At 55.1% G+C, this 15,104-nt stretch carries 15 protein-coding genes; 7 read left to right on the forward strand and 8 right to left on the reverse strand.

The annotated features are described in order from the left end of the window. The first annotated feature begins 457 nt into the window (after positions 1 to 457). Positions 458 to 1,009, forward strand: a complete 552-nt coding sequence (locus ABLU80_RS19260; RefSeq protein ID WP_047080018.1) for a winged helix-turn-helix domain-containing protein — start codon at positions 458 to 460, stop codon at positions 1,007 to 1,009. 165 nt (positions 1,010 to 1,174) lie between these two features. Here the strand turns inward: ABLU80_RS19260 and epmB are convergent, their stop codons facing one another. Then, positions 1,175 to 2,206: an EF-P beta-lysylation protein EpmB gene (gene epmB, locus ABLU80_RS19265; RefSeq protein WP_063446579.1), complete on the reverse strand. Its 1,032-nt coding sequence runs from the start codon at positions 2,204 to 2,206 to the stop codon at positions 1,175 to 1,177. A 42-nt stretch (positions 2,207 to 2,248) separates the two neighbouring features. On the opposite strand from epmB, the gene efp reads away from it, so the two are divergent. The 4 genes from efp to sugE all read left to right on the forward strand — a co-directional run bounded on the left by efp (position 2,249) and on the right by sugE (position 3,772). Next, the gene (gene efp / locus ABLU80_RS19270; protein WP_003855940.1) at positions 2,249 to 2,815 is read left to right on the forward strand and encodes an elongation factor P; all 567 of its coding nucleotides are present in this window, start codon (positions 2,249 to 2,251) and stop codon (positions 2,813 to 2,815) included. Positions 2,816 to 2,879: 64 nt separating this feature from the next. Further along, the gene (locus ABLU80_RS19275; protein WP_015368654.1) at positions 2,880 to 3,011 is read left to right on the forward strand and encodes an entericidin A/B family lipoprotein; all 132 of its coding nucleotides are present in this window, start codon (positions 2,880 to 2,882) and stop codon (positions 3,009 to 3,011) included. Positions 3,012 to 3,169: 158 nt separating this feature from the next. Further along, the gene (ecnB, locus tag ABLU80_RS19280) at positions 3,170 to 3,316 is read left to right on the forward strand and encodes a lipoprotein toxin entericidin B (protein ID WP_015368653.1); all 147 of its coding nucleotides are present in this window, start codon (positions 3,170 to 3,172) and stop codon (positions 3,314 to 3,316) included. A 138-nt stretch (positions 3,317 to 3,454) separates the two neighbouring features. Next, complete coding sequence (gene sugE, locus ABLU80_RS19285) at positions 3,455 to 3,772, forward strand: quaternary ammonium compound efflux SMR transporter SugE (protein WP_348850337.1); 318 nt, start codon at positions 3,455 to 3,457, stop codon at positions 3,770 to 3,772. Here sugE and ABLU80_RS19290 read toward each other — a convergent pair. The 5 genes from ABLU80_RS19290 to frdA all read right to left on the reverse strand — a co-directional run bounded on the left by ABLU80_RS19290 (position 3,769) and on the right by frdA (position 7,706). Continuing rightward, the gene (locus ABLU80_RS19290; RefSeq protein WP_063446578.1) at positions 3,769 to 4,299 is read right to left on the reverse strand and encodes a lipocalin family protein; all 531 of its coding nucleotides are present in this window, start codon (positions 4,297 to 4,299) and stop codon (positions 3,769 to 3,771) included. The two genes, sugE and ABLU80_RS19290, sit on opposite strands and share 4 nt — an antisense overlap. Positions 4,300 to 4,412: 113 nt before the next feature. After that, positions 4,413 to 4,772 (reverse strand): fumarate reductase subunit FrdD, encoded by a 360-nt coding sequence (gene frdD, locus ABLU80_RS19295; RefSeq protein ID WP_015368650.1) that lies wholly within the window; start codon positions 4,770 to 4,772, stop codon positions 4,413 to 4,415. Positions 4,773 to 4,782: 10 nt separating this feature from the next. Then, positions 4,783 to 5,178 (reverse strand): fumarate reductase subunit FrdC, encoded by a 396-nt coding sequence (gene frdC / locus ABLU80_RS19300; protein ID WP_015368649.1) that lies wholly within the window; start codon positions 5,176 to 5,178, stop codon positions 4,783 to 4,785. A 10-nt stretch (positions 5,179 to 5,188) separates the two neighbouring features. Beyond that, complete coding sequence (gene frdB / locus ABLU80_RS19305) at positions 5,189 to 5,923, reverse strand: fumarate reductase iron-sulfur protein (RefSeq protein ID WP_015704156.1); 735 nt, start codon at positions 5,921 to 5,923, stop codon at positions 5,189 to 5,191. Further along, on the reverse strand, positions 5,916 to 7,706 hold the full coding sequence (frdA, locus tag ABLU80_RS19310; RefSeq protein ID WP_015368647.1) for a fumarate reductase (quinol) flavoprotein subunit: 1,791 nt from the start codon (positions 7,704 to 7,706) through the stop codon (positions 5,916 to 5,918). Before frdA ends, frdB begins: the two co-directional genes overlap by 8 nt. A 277-nt stretch (positions 7,707 to 7,983) precedes the next feature. Between frdA and epmA the strand changes: the two genes are divergently transcribed. Next, positions 7,984 to 8,961, forward strand: a complete 978-nt coding sequence (gene epmA / locus ABLU80_RS19315) for an elongation factor P--(R)-beta-lysine ligase (RefSeq protein ID WP_047080022.1) — start codon at positions 7,984 to 7,986, stop codon at positions 8,959 to 8,961. A gap of 202 nt (positions 8,962 to 9,163) precedes the next feature. Further along, on the forward strand, positions 9,164 to 10,666 hold the full coding sequence (yjeM, locus tag ABLU80_RS19320) for a glutamate/gamma-aminobutyrate family transporter YjeM (RefSeq protein WP_348850338.1): 1,503 nt from the start codon (positions 9,164 to 9,166) through the stop codon (positions 10,664 to 10,666). A 43-nt stretch (positions 10,667 to 10,709) separates the two neighbouring features. Here yjeM and mscM read toward each other — a convergent pair whose 3' ends face one another. Both mscM and asd read right to left on the reverse strand, forming a co-directional pair. Further along, positions 10,710 to 14,036 carry a miniconductance mechanosensitive channel MscM gene (gene mscM / locus ABLU80_RS19325; RefSeq protein WP_045367385.1) on the reverse strand — a complete coding sequence of 1,109 codons (3,327 nt, stop codon included), beginning with the start codon at positions 14,034 to 14,036 and terminating at the stop codon, positions 10,710 to 10,712. Between the two features lie 24 nt (positions 14,037 to 14,060). After that, positions 14,061 to 15,023 (reverse strand): archaetidylserine decarboxylase, encoded by a 963-nt coding sequence (gene asd / locus ABLU80_RS19330; protein ID WP_348850339.1) that lies wholly within the window; start codon positions 15,021 to 15,023, stop codon positions 14,061 to 14,063. Between the last annotated feature and the right edge of the window lie 81 nt (positions 15,024 to 15,104).

Consider the following 15,104-nt stretch of genomic DNA (forward strand, 5'->3'; position numbering starts at 1 on the left):
GTTGCTCAGCTTTAATTAATGAATCACTGAATAATCCATAATCGACCTGAGCCTTAACACTATCCCGTTCTTTACTCCTTCGGCGTCCCTTCTAATATGCAGGCGCTGGCCCGCATTTAGCTTAAGACGGGAGCACTGAGGAATCTAATTAACAAGCGGGTAAATTGCATGTGAATTTTAATTGAATAACCTTTTTAATGATGGGAGAAACGATTCACATTTTAATCACTGGGAATAGTGGTAGCGTTAACGTGATGAATGTTGAACAATATGTCTGGCTTCCTTTTGGTTTAAATATCATGATAGTCTTATCGCCGCTCAAAAATGGAGAGCCAATGATTGATATGTGAAACTATCTAATGGCGGGCCTGCTTAGGGCTATTTGCTCAACTTCAAAGATGGAATCTCATTAACTTCATGTTCATTTCACATGACTAATGAAAAAAGGAAAAGCATTATGGCATTTAGCGAATTCATCATTAATGATGAAGTTATATTCGATGTGAATATGAGTGAGTTACGGTCTGTTAATGGAAGTGGTGAAACCATTAACTTAAATGGACCTACCGCGCGTTGTCTGCAATTGTTAATTGAAAGTAATGGGCGAATCATTTCACGAGAAGAGTTTTTGGAAACAGTCTGGAAAACAAGGGGGGTCGTTGTTGCGCAAAATACGTTTTATCAAAATATTTCACTGCTGAGGAAGTCGCTGCTCAAAGCCGGACTGTCGAAGGATATCATTATTACTGTCAGGCAGCGTGGGTTTATTCTCGCTACTGATTCTGTGATTACTGCGGTCGCCAAAACTGAGGAGGAAGCATCTACACAACCGGTAGCAACCGTTGCTCAAGAGGAAAAACGAACAGAAGCTGACGTACAAGAGATAAAAACAAATGAACGTCAGAATGAAAATGCAAGCCGAAGAGAAGGGTCATTTAAATTACCTACGTGGTTTATCCTTATGTTCGTTATTATGGCAGCAACTAATATACTTTCATTACTGTTCTAGAAAGATTATTACTACATCATTTAAATATTTTCATTATATATAACTATAAATATCAAGCAAAAAGCGCCTACAGACTAACGTTGGCGAGCTAATGGTATATTTTTTATTTTCCAGACAAATATAGTTTTGAAAAATATCTGCCGGACAGGGCCGGCAGAGAGGGGCCTAGGGCTGTTGTTTCAAACCTAAATCCAGCGGCGTTTTACTCGGTTCGCCGCCGATTTCACGTGCCAGTCTTGGCACCATATAACCAGATACCAGCGTTAATAGCTCACGCATGATCGCCCGTGCTTCCTCATCTTCTACCATGAAGTGGGCTGCGCCCTGGACTTTATCGAGCACGTGCAGGTAGTAGGGCATTACCCCGGCGTCGAACAATGCATTGCTGAGGTCCGCCAGGGTTGGCGCATTGTCGTTAACTCCGCGTAACAGAACACTTTGGTTGAGTAGTGTTACGCGCGCTTGCCGCAGCCGCGCCATCGCTGCCCGGAACTCCGGGCCGATCTCGTTGGCATGATTAATATGGTTGACCAACAGTATCTGCAGCGACGAGGTGTTAAAGCGAGCCGCCAGCCCTTCGGTGATCCGCGCCGGAATGACAATCGGCAAGCGGCTATGGATGCGTAACCGTTTAATATGCGGGATCGCTTCCAGTTCCGTCAGCAACCAGTCAAGCTCATGGTCTTTGGCCATGAGCGGATCGCCGCCGGAAAAAATAATTTCATCAAGCTGCGGATTGGCGGCTATGTACTCGAGCGCCGCCTGCCAGTTGCGTTTGTTGCCCTGGTTCTCGGCATAAGGGAAGTGGCGGCGGAAGCAGTAGCGACAATTGACCGCGCAACCGCCTTTCACCAGCAATAGCGCACGGTTGCTATATTTATGCAGTAGGCCTGGTACAACGCTGTGTTGTTCTTCCAGCGGATCGGTGGAGAAACCTGGGGCGGCAACAAACTCTTCTTGTGCGGTAAGTACCTGACGAAGAAGAGGATCGTTTGGATTACCTTTTTCCATACGCGCGATAAACGCGCGCGGTACGCGCAGCGCGAAGAGACGCTTCGCATCGCGTCCCGCCAATAGGTTTGCATCTGTTTCCAGATCTAAAAGATGCAATAGTTCATCGGGACTGGTCACAACATCGGCAAGTTGCGTGATCCAATCTTCTCTGGATGGGGTATTTAGGGTTACAATATGCGCCATTTTGTGGCTTAGCTACCAAGTTAAACAATTTCAGAGGGCCTTATGGCGACTTACTATAGCAACGATTTTCGTGCTGGTCTTAAAATCATGATGGATGGCGAACCGTATGCGGTTGAAGCCAGCGAATTCGTTAAACCAGGTAAAGGTCAGGCATTCGCACGCGTTAAGCTGCGCCGCCTGCTGACCGGCACCCGTGTAGAAAAAACCTTCAAGTCCACCGACTCTGCAGAAGGCGCGGACGTTGTCGATATGAACCTGACTTACCTGTACAACGACGGTGAGTTCTGGCACTTCATGAACAACGAAACCTTCGAACAGCTGTCTGCTGATGCTAAAGCTATCGGCGACAACGCGAAATGGCTGCTGGATCAGGCTGAGTGCATCGTTACCCTGTGGAACGGTCAGCCTATCGCTGTCACGCCGCCGAACTTCGTTGAACTGGAAATCGTTGAAACCGATCCAGGTCTGAAAGGCGATACCGCAGGTACTGGCGGCAAGCCGGCGACTCTGTCCACTGGCGCAGTGGTTAAAGTTCCGCTGTTCGTTCAGATCGGCGAAGTCATCAAAGTAGATACCCGCTCCGGCGAATACGTATCTCGCGTGAAGTAATTCATGCTTTGAGACGGTGGGCGCAGCCTGGTTGCTGCGCCTTCAGTTTCACGCCGGGACTAACATGAACCAGACGCTCAAACTTCTTGCCTTGCTGCTGCTCAGCGGCGCGTTGCTTACTGGATGCAATACCGCCCGCGGTTTTGGCGAAGATATCCAGGGGTTGGGGCATGCCATTTCTCACGCCGTTAGCTAATCTCATTTCATTAGATCATTCTCATTCTCTGAATTCATCTTGCTAAGTTTCGCCTGAACCTCTTTTTCTCTTAAAAAACGCGACTATCCCTTCATTCTGAATCAGTTTGGCTATGCTTATAGGGCAAGAAAACAAAAACTGTTTATAAGGATGATATTATGGTGAAAAAAACGATTGCGGCGTTCTTTACTGTTTTGGTCCTTTCTTCTGTGCTCACCGCATGTAACACCACGCGTGGTATCGGTGAAGACATTTCTGACGGCGGCAGCGCTATCTCTGGTGCGGCGACCAAAGCTCAGAATTAAACATTACCGGTACGGCCTCACGCCGTACCGGTCTTCACATTGCCGGCGCCGTTGTTTATAATCCCGACGTTTTCAACCACCTTGCGGGACGACCCGTGAGCGTATCTCATCCGGGGACGGCCCCATTACTGGAGCCTTATGTCCTGGATCATTCTCTTTATCGCCGGTTTGCTGGAAGTCGTGTGGGCCGTCGGCCTCAAATATACCCATGGATTTAGCCGCCTGCTGCCAAGTGTGATTACCATAGCCGCTATGGTCATCAGTATGGCGCTGTTATCGTGGGCGATGAAATCACTGCCGGTGGGTACCGCCTATGCGGTGTGGACCGGGATCGGCGCCGTTGGCGCAGCGATAACCGGCATCGTACTGCTGGGCGAATCCGCAAGCCCGATGCGTATCGCGAGCCTCGCCTGTATTGTGATCGGCATTATCGGGCTGAAAATCAGCGCGCATTAATAGCGCTGGTTAACCCAAATCAGTTTGCTTACGTCGAAGCCCTGCCGGGTGGCGATATCCAGCATCTGCTGTTTCACCTGCGGCGAAATCTTCGGCGTGCGCGCCAGTAGCCACAGGTAATCGCGATCCGGCCCGCAAACCAGCGCATGGCGGTACTCTTTATCCAGCGCAATCACGTTGTAGCCGCCATAGAAGGGGCCGAAGAAAGAGATCTTCAGCGCCGCGCGGTTGGGATCGCCGGTGAACCAGGCAACGCCGTCTGTTTTCTGCCAGATCCCACGCTCGGAGTTATAACCTTTATTAACCACATCAATGCCGCCATCGCCGCGCAGACTGTAAGTCGCGGTGACCTTTTCCAGCCCGCTTTCGAAATGATGATCGAAGCGGGCGATTTCATACCAGGTGCCAAGGAAGCGTTGGCTTTCAAATGGGCTGACGACGGTCACGCCAGCGGGAGGAACGGGATTGCTGCACGCAACGCTCAGCAATGACGCGATAACCACGGTTAACACTGGCAGCAGACGCATAGGTATCTTCCTTACCGCTTTTTCTCTAAGTGTAGATAGCGGCAGGAAAAAAGTAGGGCGATTTTGTCGATAAGCGAGCCCGGTAACAGATTGCTACCGGGCGAGATGTTGCATCAGATAAATAACACGCCGACCAGGGTGACGACGGTTAAAATCGCCGCCAGGCCATAGAAGACCCATTTGCCGTTCGGCACGTGGATTTTCAGGTCGTGCATCGCATGGTGGATACGGTGCAGGCCGCACCACAGCGGCAAAACAATCATCAGGAAGATAAAGAGGCGACCGATGAAGCTATGGGCGAAGGCGTAAACGCGTTCGTAGCTGAAAGCATCGCCAGGCGCGAGCCCCAGCGGCAGTAGAATGCCGACCAGCAGCACCATCACCGGCGCGATAATCGCCCCCCACATACCGCCTGCGCCAAACAGCCCCCAGAACACCGGTTCATCGGAACGTTTTGGATTGGGATTAATCATATCAGCCTCCTTACCAGAACAGCGCGACAAACAGGATCACGATGCTAACCAGCGCCGTAACCGCCCACAGCCCTTTAATCAGCGGCTCAGGCCCCATTTTCTCGCCTTTAATAATGATGTTGGCGGCTTTCGGCGCCAGCTCAAACCAGGTTTTGGTGTGCAGCAGCGCCGCTGCAAGAGTGATCAGGTTGAGGATCACCACAATCGGGTTTTGCAGGAATGCCACATAGCCCTCCCAACTTTCGGCGCCGTGCTTGAGGGCGAACAAGCCGTAAATCAGCACGATGCTGAACCAGACCGTTGGCACCGCTGTCCCTTCACGCAGCATATAGAAGCGATAAAACGGCAGCTTCTTCCACCAGGTTGAGGTCATGGGCCGCACGTAGGGTTTGCGTTTAGTTGTCATAGTGCACTCCTTAGCGTGGTTTCAGGGTGGCGATCAGGAAGTCTTTCGAACTTTCTACCTTGCCCTGCTGAATGGCGGCCGCCGGATCGACATGCTTCGGACAAACTTCGGAGCAGAAGCCGACGAAAGTACAACTCCACACGCCGTTCTGGCCATTGAGCTGCGCCATACGTTCCTTTTTGCCGTGGTCGCGGCTGTCTTCGTTGTAGCGATGGGCGAGGGTGATCGCCGCCGGGCCAATGAACTCCGGGTTCAGACCAAACTGCGGACAGGCGGCATAGCACAGACCGCAGTTGATGCAGCCGGAGAACTGATGGTATTTCGCCATCTGCGCCGGGGTCTGTTTATTTGGCCCCTGATCCGGCGTGCGGTTATTTCCGATGATATACGGCTTAATCGCTTCCAGACTTTCGATAAAGTGTGTCATATCGACCACCAGATCGCGCTCAATCGGGAAGTTAGCCAGCGCTTCAACCTTCAGACCCTTGCTGTAATCGCGCAGGAAGGTTTTACAGGCCAGTTTTGGCACCTTGTTGACCATCATGCCGCAGGAGCCGCAGATCGCCATGCGGCACGACCAGCGGTAGCTTAAGTCCGGCGCGAGGTTATCTTTGATATAGCCCAGCGCGTCGAGCAGCGAGGTTTGTTCGTCGTAAGGGACCTCATAGAAAGCGCTGTGCGGCGCGGTGTCGACTTCCGGGTTGTAGCGCACCACTTCAATTTTCAGTTTTTTCATCTCAGCCATGGGTCGTCTCCTTCTTCTCAGCGGCTTCCGCTTCGGCGCCATACACGCGTTTAGCCGGCGGCAGAGTGGTGATCTTCACATCGCCATACTCCAGGCGCGTGCTGCCGTCAGCCTCACGGAAGGCAAGCGTATGCTTGAGGAAATTGACGTCGTCGCGTTCAGTGCAGCCTTCATCGAGACGCTGATGGGCGCCGCGAGACTCTTTACGCGCGATAGCGGAGTGCGCCATGCATTCGGCGACGTTGAGACCATGGCCCAGCTCAATGGTGTAGAGCAGGTCGGTATTGAACACGCTGGAGGTGTCGGTGATACGCACGCGCTTAAAGCGCTCCTGCAGCTCGGCCAGCTTATCGATGGTTTTTTGCATCAGCTCCGGCGTGCGATAAATACCGCAGCCTTCTTCCATCGACATACCCATTTCGTCGCGGATTTTGGCCCAGCTCTCATTGCCTTGTTGGTTGACGAGGTCTTTCAGACGGTTTTCAACGTCGTTGACCTGCGCATCCAGCGCCGCGTTGTTGGCTTCGCCCGCGGCCATTGCGCGCTGCATAGCTTGCTCACCGGCAAGGCGGCCAAAGACCACCAGCTCGGCGAGCGAGTTGGATCCCAGACGGTTGGCGCCGTGCAGGCCGACGGAGGAACATTCACCCACGGCGAACAGGCCCTTGATGCGGGTTTCGCACTGCTGGTCGGTCTCGATACCCCCCATGGTGTAGTGGGCGGTCGGGCGCACCGGAATGGGCTCTTTCACCGGATCGACGCCGACATAGGCTTTCGCCAGCTCGCAGATGAACGGTAGGCGTTCAAGCAGTTTCTTCTCGCCAAGATGGCGCAGGTCGAGATAAACCACATCGCCGCGCGGCGTCGGAATGGTGTTGCCTTTGCGCCACTCGTGCCAGAAGGCCTGAGAGACTTTATCGCGCGGGCCGAGTTCCATATATTTGTTTTTCGGCTCGCCGAGCGGCGTTTCCGGCCCCATACCGTAATCCTGCAGGTAGCGATAGCCGTTTTTATTCACCAGAATACCGCCTTCGCCGCGGCAGCCTTCGGTCATCAGGATCCCCGATCCCGGCAGGCCGGTTGGGTGATACTGGACAAACTCCATGTCGCGCAGCGGGACGCCGTGGCCCAGCGCCATGCCCATGCCATCGCCGGTGACGATGCCACCGTTGGTGTTATAGCGATAGACGCGGCCAGCGCCGCCGGTAGCCATGACGACCGCATTGGCGCGAATTTGCACCAGTGTGCCTTCCATCATATTCATTGCCACCAGGCCGCGGGCCTGGCCGTCATCGACGAGAATATCCAGCACGAAGTGCTCGTCGAAACGTTGAATTTGCGGGAACTGGAGGGAGGTCTGGAAGAGGGTATGCAGCATATGGAAGCCGGTTTTATCGGCGGCGAACCAAGTACGTTCGATTTTCATCCCGCCGAAGCGGCGAACGTTGACGCTGCCGTCCGGGCGGCGGCTCCACGGGCAGCCCCACAGCTCAAGCTGAGTCATTTCCGTGGGGCAGTGGTGTACGAAATAGTCTACAACATCCTGTTCACAGAGCCAGTCGCCGCCGGCGACGGTGTCGTGAAAATGGTATTCAAAGCTATCGTGATCCTGCGCGACCGCCGCGGAACCGCCTTCGGCGGCGACGGTATGGCTACGCATTGGATAGACTTTTGAAATCAGTGCGATTTTGGCTTTTGGATTAGCCTGCGCAGCGGCGATGGCTGCGCGAAGACCTGCTCCGCCTGCGCCAATGACGACAAGATCGGCTTGAAAAGTTTGCACGACATTCCTCCAGTTTTTGTGTATTTCGCCGCCGGGCTGGCGAAAAAGTATCACTGCTCCTTTATAGGTAAATGAGTATAGCCATAGGGATGGTGGGGAAAATTGACGCGTTCGATTTTTTTATCAATCCGTGCGCTAATTTATCAATTTTATTTATGCAATTAAGTTAGCAATAAATTATCAGGATGTAATATCGCCGCCGGATTGCACAAAATTTGTTTCACTCGACGGTTGCGAGTAGACTTCGTGCCCTTGTATGAAATCGGAGAAAAGTACCATGAGCGAGACGGCAACCTGGCAGCCGAGCGCATCCATTCCAAATCTGTTAAAACGTGCGGCTGTAATGGCGGAAATTCGCCGTTTCTTTACCGACCGCGGCGTGCTGGAGGTGGAAACGCCTTGTATGAGTCAGGCAACGGTGACCGATATCCACATGTTCCCGTTTGAAACCCGTTTCGTCGGCCCCGGCCACTCTCAGGGTCTGAATCTGTATCTGATGACCAGCCCGGAATACCACATGAAGCGGCTGCTGGCCGCCGGGTGTGGGCCGGTATTTCAGCTGTGCCGAAGCTTCCGTAATGAAGAGATGGGCCGTCACCACAATCCAGAGTTCACCATGCTGGAGTGGTACCGTCCGTGCTACGACATGTATCGTCTGATTAACGAAGTTGACGATTTACTGCAGCAGGTGCTTGAGTGCCAACCCGCGGAAAGCCTCTCTTATCAACAGGCCTTCCAGCGCTATCTGGAGATCGATCCGCTCTCGGCAGATAAAAGCCAGCTGCGCGAAGTGGCGGCAAAGCTCGATCTCAGTAATATCGCTGATACGGAAGAAGATCGCGATACGCTGCTGCAGTTGCTGTTCGCCATGGGCGTAGAGCCGCACATCGGTAAAGAACGCCCGACGTTCGTCTATCACTTCCCGGCAAGCCAGGCTTCGCTGGCGCAGATCAGCACCGAAGATCACCGCGTCGCCGAGCGCTTCGAGGTCTACTATAAGGGGATGGAGCTGGCGAACGGTTTCCATGAATTGACCGACGCGCGCGAACAGCAGCAGCGTTTTGAGCAGGACAACCGCAAACGTGCGGCCCGCGGCCTGCCGGAGCAGCCCATCGACTATAATCTGCTGGCTGCGCTGGAAGCCGGCCTGCCGGATTGTTCCGGCGTCGCGCTGGGCGTCGATCGCCTGGTGATGCTGGCGTTAGGTGTAGAGACCATCGGCGAAGTGATCTCATTCACCGTCGATCGCGCCTGATTAACTGCGCTTCCCTTTCATGAGGAGAGGGAAGCCGTTTCCCGCCGTTAGCGTTTTCCCCTTCATTCAAAGATTTTTACAGTTCTCCCCGCTGCATTAGCCCTAATAACCACAATTTCAAACTGGATTATTGCTAGGATCCGCGTTCAATTTCTGCTTACCTGGCGACGCCGTTCGGCGACGCTCACGTTTGGATCGATTTATGCCTCAACAAATCAAGAAGATGAGCCTGATTGGGCTGATATTAATGATCTTTACTTCGGTGTTTGGCTTTGCCAACAGCCCTTCGGCGTTTTATCTGATGGGTTATAGCGCGATGCCGTTTTATCTTTTCTCGGCGCTGTTTTTCTTTATTCCTTTCGCCTTAATGATGGCGGAGATGGGTTCGGCCTATCGGAAGGAAGAGGGCGGGATCTATTCGTGGATGAACCGCAGCGTCGGGCCGCGCTTTGCGTTTATCGGCACCTTTATGTGGTTTTCCTCTTATGTGGTGTGGATGGTCAGCACCGCGGCGAAAATTTGGGTCCCTTTTTCGACCTTTCTCTTCGGCGCGGATAAAACCCAGAGCTGGGCTTTTGCCAGCTTAACCTCGACGCAAACCGTCGGCGTGCTGGCCGCCTGCTGGATGGTGCTGGTGACGCTGGTAGCGGCGAAAGGGATAAATAAGATTGCCAAAATTACCGCCGTCGGCGGTATCGCGGTGATGTGCCTGAATCTGGTACTGCTGCTGGTGAGCGGGGCGATTCTGTTGCTGAACGGCGGCCATTTCGCACAACCGCTGGATTTCACGGCGTCGCCGAACCCAGGATATCAATCCGGGCTGGCGATGCTCTCTTTCGTGGTGTTCGCCATTTTCGCCTACGGCGGAATTGAAGCGGTCGGCGGGCTGGTGGATAAAACCGAGAAGCCGGAAAAGAACTTTGCCAAAGGTATTATTATCGCCGCGCTGGTGATTTCGATCGGCTACTCGCTGGCCATCGTGCTGTGGGGCGTCAGCGCCAACTGGCAGAAGGTATTGAGCAACCACAGTACCAACCTCGGCAATATCACCTATGTGTTGATGACCAGCCTTGGCGCAACGCTTGGGCAAGCGCTTCATCTGTCGCCGCAGGCGGCGGCGCTGACCGGCGTATGGTTTGCACGCATTACCGGGCTGTCGATGTTCCTGGCCTATACCGGCGCATTCTTCACCCTGAGCTATTCGCCGCTGAAGGCGATTATTCAGGGGACGCCGAAAGCGCTGTGGCCGACGATGATGACCAAAGTCAACGCCAACGGCATGCCGGCTAACGCCATGTGGCTGCAGTGTCTGCTGGTGAGTCTGTTTATTCTGCTGGTCTCCTTCGGCGGCGATACCGCCTCGGCGTTTTATAACAAGCTGACGCTGATGGCGAACGTCTCGATGACCTTGCCGTATCTGTTCCTGGCGATCGCTTTCCCGTTCTTTAAGGCCAAAGCCGATCTCGATCGTCCATTTGTGATGTTCAAAAGCCGCATAAGTACGCTGCTGGCGACGACGATAGTGGTATTGGTGGTAGCGTTCGCCAATATCTTCACCGTTATTCAGCCGGTGATGGATTCCGGCGACTGGAACAGTACGCTGTGGATGGTCGGCGGGCCGATTTTCTTCTCGCTACTGGCGCTAGGGATCTACGAGAACTATCGTCAGAGAACGGCGGTACAGGTAGCGCTGGCGGAGGGTTAAGAAAGAGAATGCCCGGTGAAGCGCTCACCGGGCTAGTTAGTGCTTACAAACTTCCTGGCGTACGGCTGCTTTTACCCGCTGAGTTCAGCGGCTGGCTGCTGCGTAGGCCATCCAGGCTTTCCAGACGCATCTGGAACGGCGGGAACGGCATGTCGATGCCATGCGCGCGGTAACCCGCCAGAATCAGCTGATGTAGCTCATGACGCAGCGGCATACGGTGTCCCATCTCGGCGGCGTAAATACGCAGCTCGAAAATCTGAATCCCCTGCTGCAGGTCAACGAGAAACGCTTCCGGCGCCGGGGTATCAATCACTAGCGAGCAGCGATGAGCGGCGGTCAACAGAATCTGCGTGACCTCTTCCGTGTTGGCCTCCGCGGGTGCCGGGATAGTCAACACCACACGAGTGACCGAATCCGACAGCGACCAGTTGATGAACTGTTCGGTGATGAACGCTTTGTTCGGCACAATGATCTCTTTGCGGTCCCAGTCGCTGATGGTGGTGGCGCGGGTATTTATTTTCGTCACGCTACCGGTCAGGCTGCGGATAGTGACCGTATCGCCGATACGGATCGGTTTCTCAAACAGGATGATCAGGCCGGAGATAAAGTTGGCGAAAATTTCCTGTAGACCAAAACCAAGACCGACGCTGAGCGCCGCCACCAGCCACTGCAGTTTCGACCACTCAATACCAATCATCGAGAAGCCGACCAGCCCGCCAATTAGCATCAACAGATATTTGGTGATGGTGGTGATGGCGTAGCCGGTACCCGGCGTCAAATCCAGATGTTGCAGAATCGCCAGCTCCAGCAGTGCCGGGAGATTGCGCACCAGTTGGGTGGTGATAATCAGCACCAGAATGGCAATCAGTACGGCGCCGAGGGTAATAGGCTCAAGACTTTCGACGCCCTGTACCGTGGAGGTCACATCCCATAGCGAGATATTTTCGAGGAAGCCGAATGCCGAGTGAATTTCCGACCACAGAATAATCACCGACAGCAGGGCTATCAGCATCAGCAGCGAGCGGACCAGGCGCAGGGACTGGGTACTGATGGCGTCGAGGTCGACTTCGCTGACTTCCGCTTCGACCGAGCCTTCGGTGCTGGTGGAGTGGGCGGTATCTTCTTCGCCGCGGGCGCGCTGGGCGAGGATTTCCGCACGGCGGTGTTTGGCGCGATCGAAGGCCAGACGCCGACGCTGAATCAACATCCAACGGCGAATAATATGGTAAACCACCAACAGCAGGAACCAGATGGCGACCGAGGTTTCCAGTCGCGCCAGTAGCGCCTGCGAGGTGGCAAGATAGCCCACCGCCGCCGCCAGCATCGCGATTAGCGGCGCGCCGAGCAGCAGGTTCCACAGCAGACGGTTCACCATGTTCTCGCCGTCGCCCGCTTTATCAAGATACAGCGGGATCCCGGCGTGTTTCAGGCTCAGCGTAACCAGCGCCAGCGCGCCGCATATCAGCATGAAGCACAAGCGGCCCAGCGAAGCGGAGAATTCGCGGTCGTTGAGGTTATCAAACATGATCAGCGCCATTATCAGCGGCACGATCAGGCCAATGCTCATCAGGTAGTAGCGCATGGCTTTGGCGACGCGGTTACGCGGCCAACCGAAGTGGGCGATGAACAATCCATTTGGCCGGGCGAAGGTAGCGCAAATCATCACTACCCACAGCAGCGGCACGGTGGCGGTCACGCCGTCGCCAATGGCGACCGCCAGCGGGAAGGGCCAGGCCGCCTGCAATCCGTAGCCGAGCGTCATCCACAATACCGGCAGCGGCGAAGCCACCAGAATTGACCAGAACACGGTACGCAGCGTCAGCCAGAAATGATCCTGAGTCACCTTGCCAATCCGCGCGCTGGAGCGCTCAAGGAAGCGGGTAAAGTGGCGGCGCGAATAGATACTGAAGCCCACCAGCACCAGCGCGCCAAACAGCGGGAACAGCGTCTCTTTGCTGGTCAGCATCATGACGCTGGCCTTGCCGAGCTGGTTGATGGTATCAAGCGAGATCAGACGACGCAGATCCTGCACCACTTCCAGCGGCCAGGAGAAGCCAATTGGGCTGACGTCCGAGGTCCAGAACAGATAGCGGTGGGTTGCTTCGTTAATCTCTTTCAGCGCGTCTTCTAACTGGCCGTTGGCGACTTTCAGTTTCGTCAGTTCGAGCAGCAAGGTATCGCCGCCGCGCAGCAGCGAGTTAAGCAGCTCGCTCTGGGTGCGCAGTTGCGCCTGCAGGATGCGGTTTTGTTCCGCGGTGAGCGGTTCGCCGTCGGCCTGGCGAATCAGCCGTAGCTGCGCCTGCTTGCTGAGCAGGTCTTCGTAATGCAAGCGCTGCACGCGCAACTGGGCCGTTTCAGTATCTAACTGCTGTGGGCGCGGGCGCTCGGGCAGACGGGCGACCTGAGCGCGCAGCGCTTCGCCCAGTAGATTCGATGATCCCAGCCACTGCGACTGTTCGCGCAGGGTGTTCAGCGCCTGGCGCACCTGGAGCGTTTGATTGGTGGCTTGTCGCTGCTGCGAGGCAACCAGATCAAGGCGCTGGACCTGCTGGTTGAGCGCCTGCGACAGCTCGCGGTTAATTTTGAACTGGTCGATGATCCCCGGCGGCAGGTTTTCGCTGTTTTCCGCCAACAGCTCGGTACTCTCCAGCGCCTTTTCCGCTTCACGTTGGCGCTGGCTGTTCTGCTGATTGCGCAGCGCCTGCAGGTAGGCATCGAGTTGTTCGCTCTGTTTCTGCGCCAGCTCAGAGCGGATGCGCGACAGTTCCTGGCGGTTGTTAGCGGAGAGTTGGGCCAGATCCAACTCGTCGACCAGCGCTTTCAGACGCGCGGATTCCGCCTGCAGACCGAGATTTTGCGCCTGCGCCAGCGGCGTATTGCCGGGCTGCGCGCCGACGCGACGTTCAATCTCATTAAGCTTGCGGCGGGCGTCGGTTTGCTGCTGCGGTAATTGATTAAGGGAGTCGGCGATTTCCCGCGCCCGATCCTGCTCCTGCTGCGCCTGGCGGCTGGCTTCCAGCAGTTGGCTGCTGACCTGCAGGATCTCCTGATTCAGCGCGTCGGCGGTGAGGGCGGTAGGCACCTGGTGCGGCGTTTCGCTGACATTCGCTAACTGGGCGCGGAGAGTTTGAAACAGTTTGGGAAAATTATCGATGACATCCTGGTACTGGCGAGCACGCTCAACGGAGGCATTGCGCTCCTCAAGCGCATTCAGCGCGGCTTGCAGGACTTCGACGGTTTCAGGCTGGGCGGGTTTCGCCGCCTTCGCCTGTTCCAGTTCCTGGGTAATTTGCTTGACGTCCGGGGCCGTCGCTGCGTACGCCCCGAAGCTGAGGCTCAAGGCCAACAGAAAAGTGTATATCAGGCGCACGGAGTAACCCTTTGTCGTCAGGAATTAACCTTCGTCTTGTTTATCGTCAACCAGCGGGCTGGCGCGGTGTTCGGCGCGGATCTCTTCTTCCGGCAACGGCGCAGGTTCCACGGAGATATCCGTTTCTACGGCCGTGGCCAGCGGTTCGCCGATTTTGGTGACTGACAGGCTTTGCAGTTGTTCAACCAGCTTCACCTGGCCCGGCGCAAACAGGTTAATCACCGTTGAGCCCAGTTTAAAGCGACCCATCTCCTGGCCCTTCAGCAGCGCAACGGAGCCTTCGCTTTCGCCTGCAGGCCAGGTCCAGCGCTTGATAATGCCTTCGCGCGGCGGCGTCACGGTGCCGGACCAGACGGTCTCGATGCTGCCAACAATCGTTGCGCCGACCAGAATCTGCGCCATCGGGCCGAATTCAGTATCGAACAGGCAGATGACGCGCTCGTTGCGAGCAAACAGGTTCGGTACGTTTTGCGCGGTCAGGTGGTTTACCGAGAACAGATCGCCCGGGACATAGATCATCTCACGCAGGATACCGTTGCACGGCATATGCACGCGGTGATAGTCGCGCGGTGACAGGTAGGTGGTGGCGAAGCTACCGTTACGGAACAGGTCAGCCATCAGGTAGTTACCCGCCAGCAGGGCTTCCAGGGTGTAATTGTGGCCTTTGGCCTGCAGAATTTTGTCATCTTCGATAGCGCCAAGCTGGCTGATAACGCCGTCAGCCGGCATCACCAGCACGTTAGGATCGGTGTTGAGCGGGCGAACATCGTCACGCAGCGGGCGAACGAAGAAGTCGTTAAAGGTGCGGTAAGCGGCGGTATCTGGCTTCTGCGCCTCTTTCATATCGACCTTGTAGTATTTGACGAACAGATCGATAACCAGTTTAGTCAGCCAGCCTGCTCGTTTACTTGCCCCCCAGCCTGCGAGGCGGGTGAGCCACAGTTTAGGCAGAATATATTGTAGCGAGAGTTTAAACGAGTTTAACAAGGTAGCCTCCAGGCCGTTAATTGTCGTTCCTGACCCCGCTTTGGCGCGGGGTACTGAAAAGGGGGACGATTCTATACGTAA

The sequence above is a fragment of the Klebsiella sp. CN_Kp104 genome (assembly GCF_040064515.1).
Taxonomy (GTDB): domain Bacteria; phylum Pseudomonadota; class Gammaproteobacteria; order Enterobacterales; family Enterobacteriaceae; genus Klebsiella; species Klebsiella aerogenes.

Coding starts and splice junctions, on each gene's coding strand:
- ABLU80_RS19260 (WP_047080018.1), top strand. CDS start 458: ATGGCATTTAGCGAATTCATCATTAATGATGAAGTTATATTCGATGTG.
- epmB (WP_063446579.1), bottom strand. CDS start 2,206: ATGGCGCATATTGTAACCCTAAATACCCCATCCAGAGAAGATTGGATC.
- efp (WP_003855940.1), top strand. CDS start 2,249: ATGGCGACTTACTATAGCAACGATTTTCGTGCTGGTCTTAAAATCATG.
- ABLU80_RS19275 (WP_015368654.1), top strand. CDS start 2,880: ATGAACCAGACGCTCAAACTTCTTGCCTTGCTGCTGCTCAGCGGCGCG.
- ecnB (WP_015368653.1), top strand. CDS start 3,170: ATGGTGAAAAAAACGATTGCGGCGTTCTTTACTGTTTTGGTCCTTTCT.
- sugE (WP_348850337.1), top strand. CDS start 3,455: ATGTCCTGGATCATTCTCTTTATCGCCGGTTTGCTGGAAGTCGTGTGG.
- ABLU80_RS19290 (WP_063446578.1), bottom strand. CDS start 4,299: ATGCGTCTGCTGCCAGTGTTAACCGTGGTTATCGCGTCATTGCTGAGC.
- frdD (WP_015368650.1), bottom strand. CDS start 4,772: ATGATTAATCCCAATCCAAAACGTTCCGATGAACCGGTGTTCTGGGGG.
- frdC (WP_015368649.1), bottom strand. CDS start 5,178: ATGACAACTAAACGCAAACCCTACGTGCGGCCCATGACCTCAACCTGG.
- frdB (WP_015704156.1), bottom strand. CDS start 5,923: ATGGCTGAGATGAAAAAACTGAAAATTGAAGTGGTGCGCTACAACCCG.
- epmA (WP_047080022.1), top strand. CDS start 7,984: ATGAGCGAGACGGCAACCTGGCAGCCGAGCGCATCCATTCCAAATCTG.
- yjeM (WP_348850338.1), top strand. CDS start 9,164: ATGCCTCAACAAATCAAGAAGATGAGCCTGATTGGGCTGATATTAATG.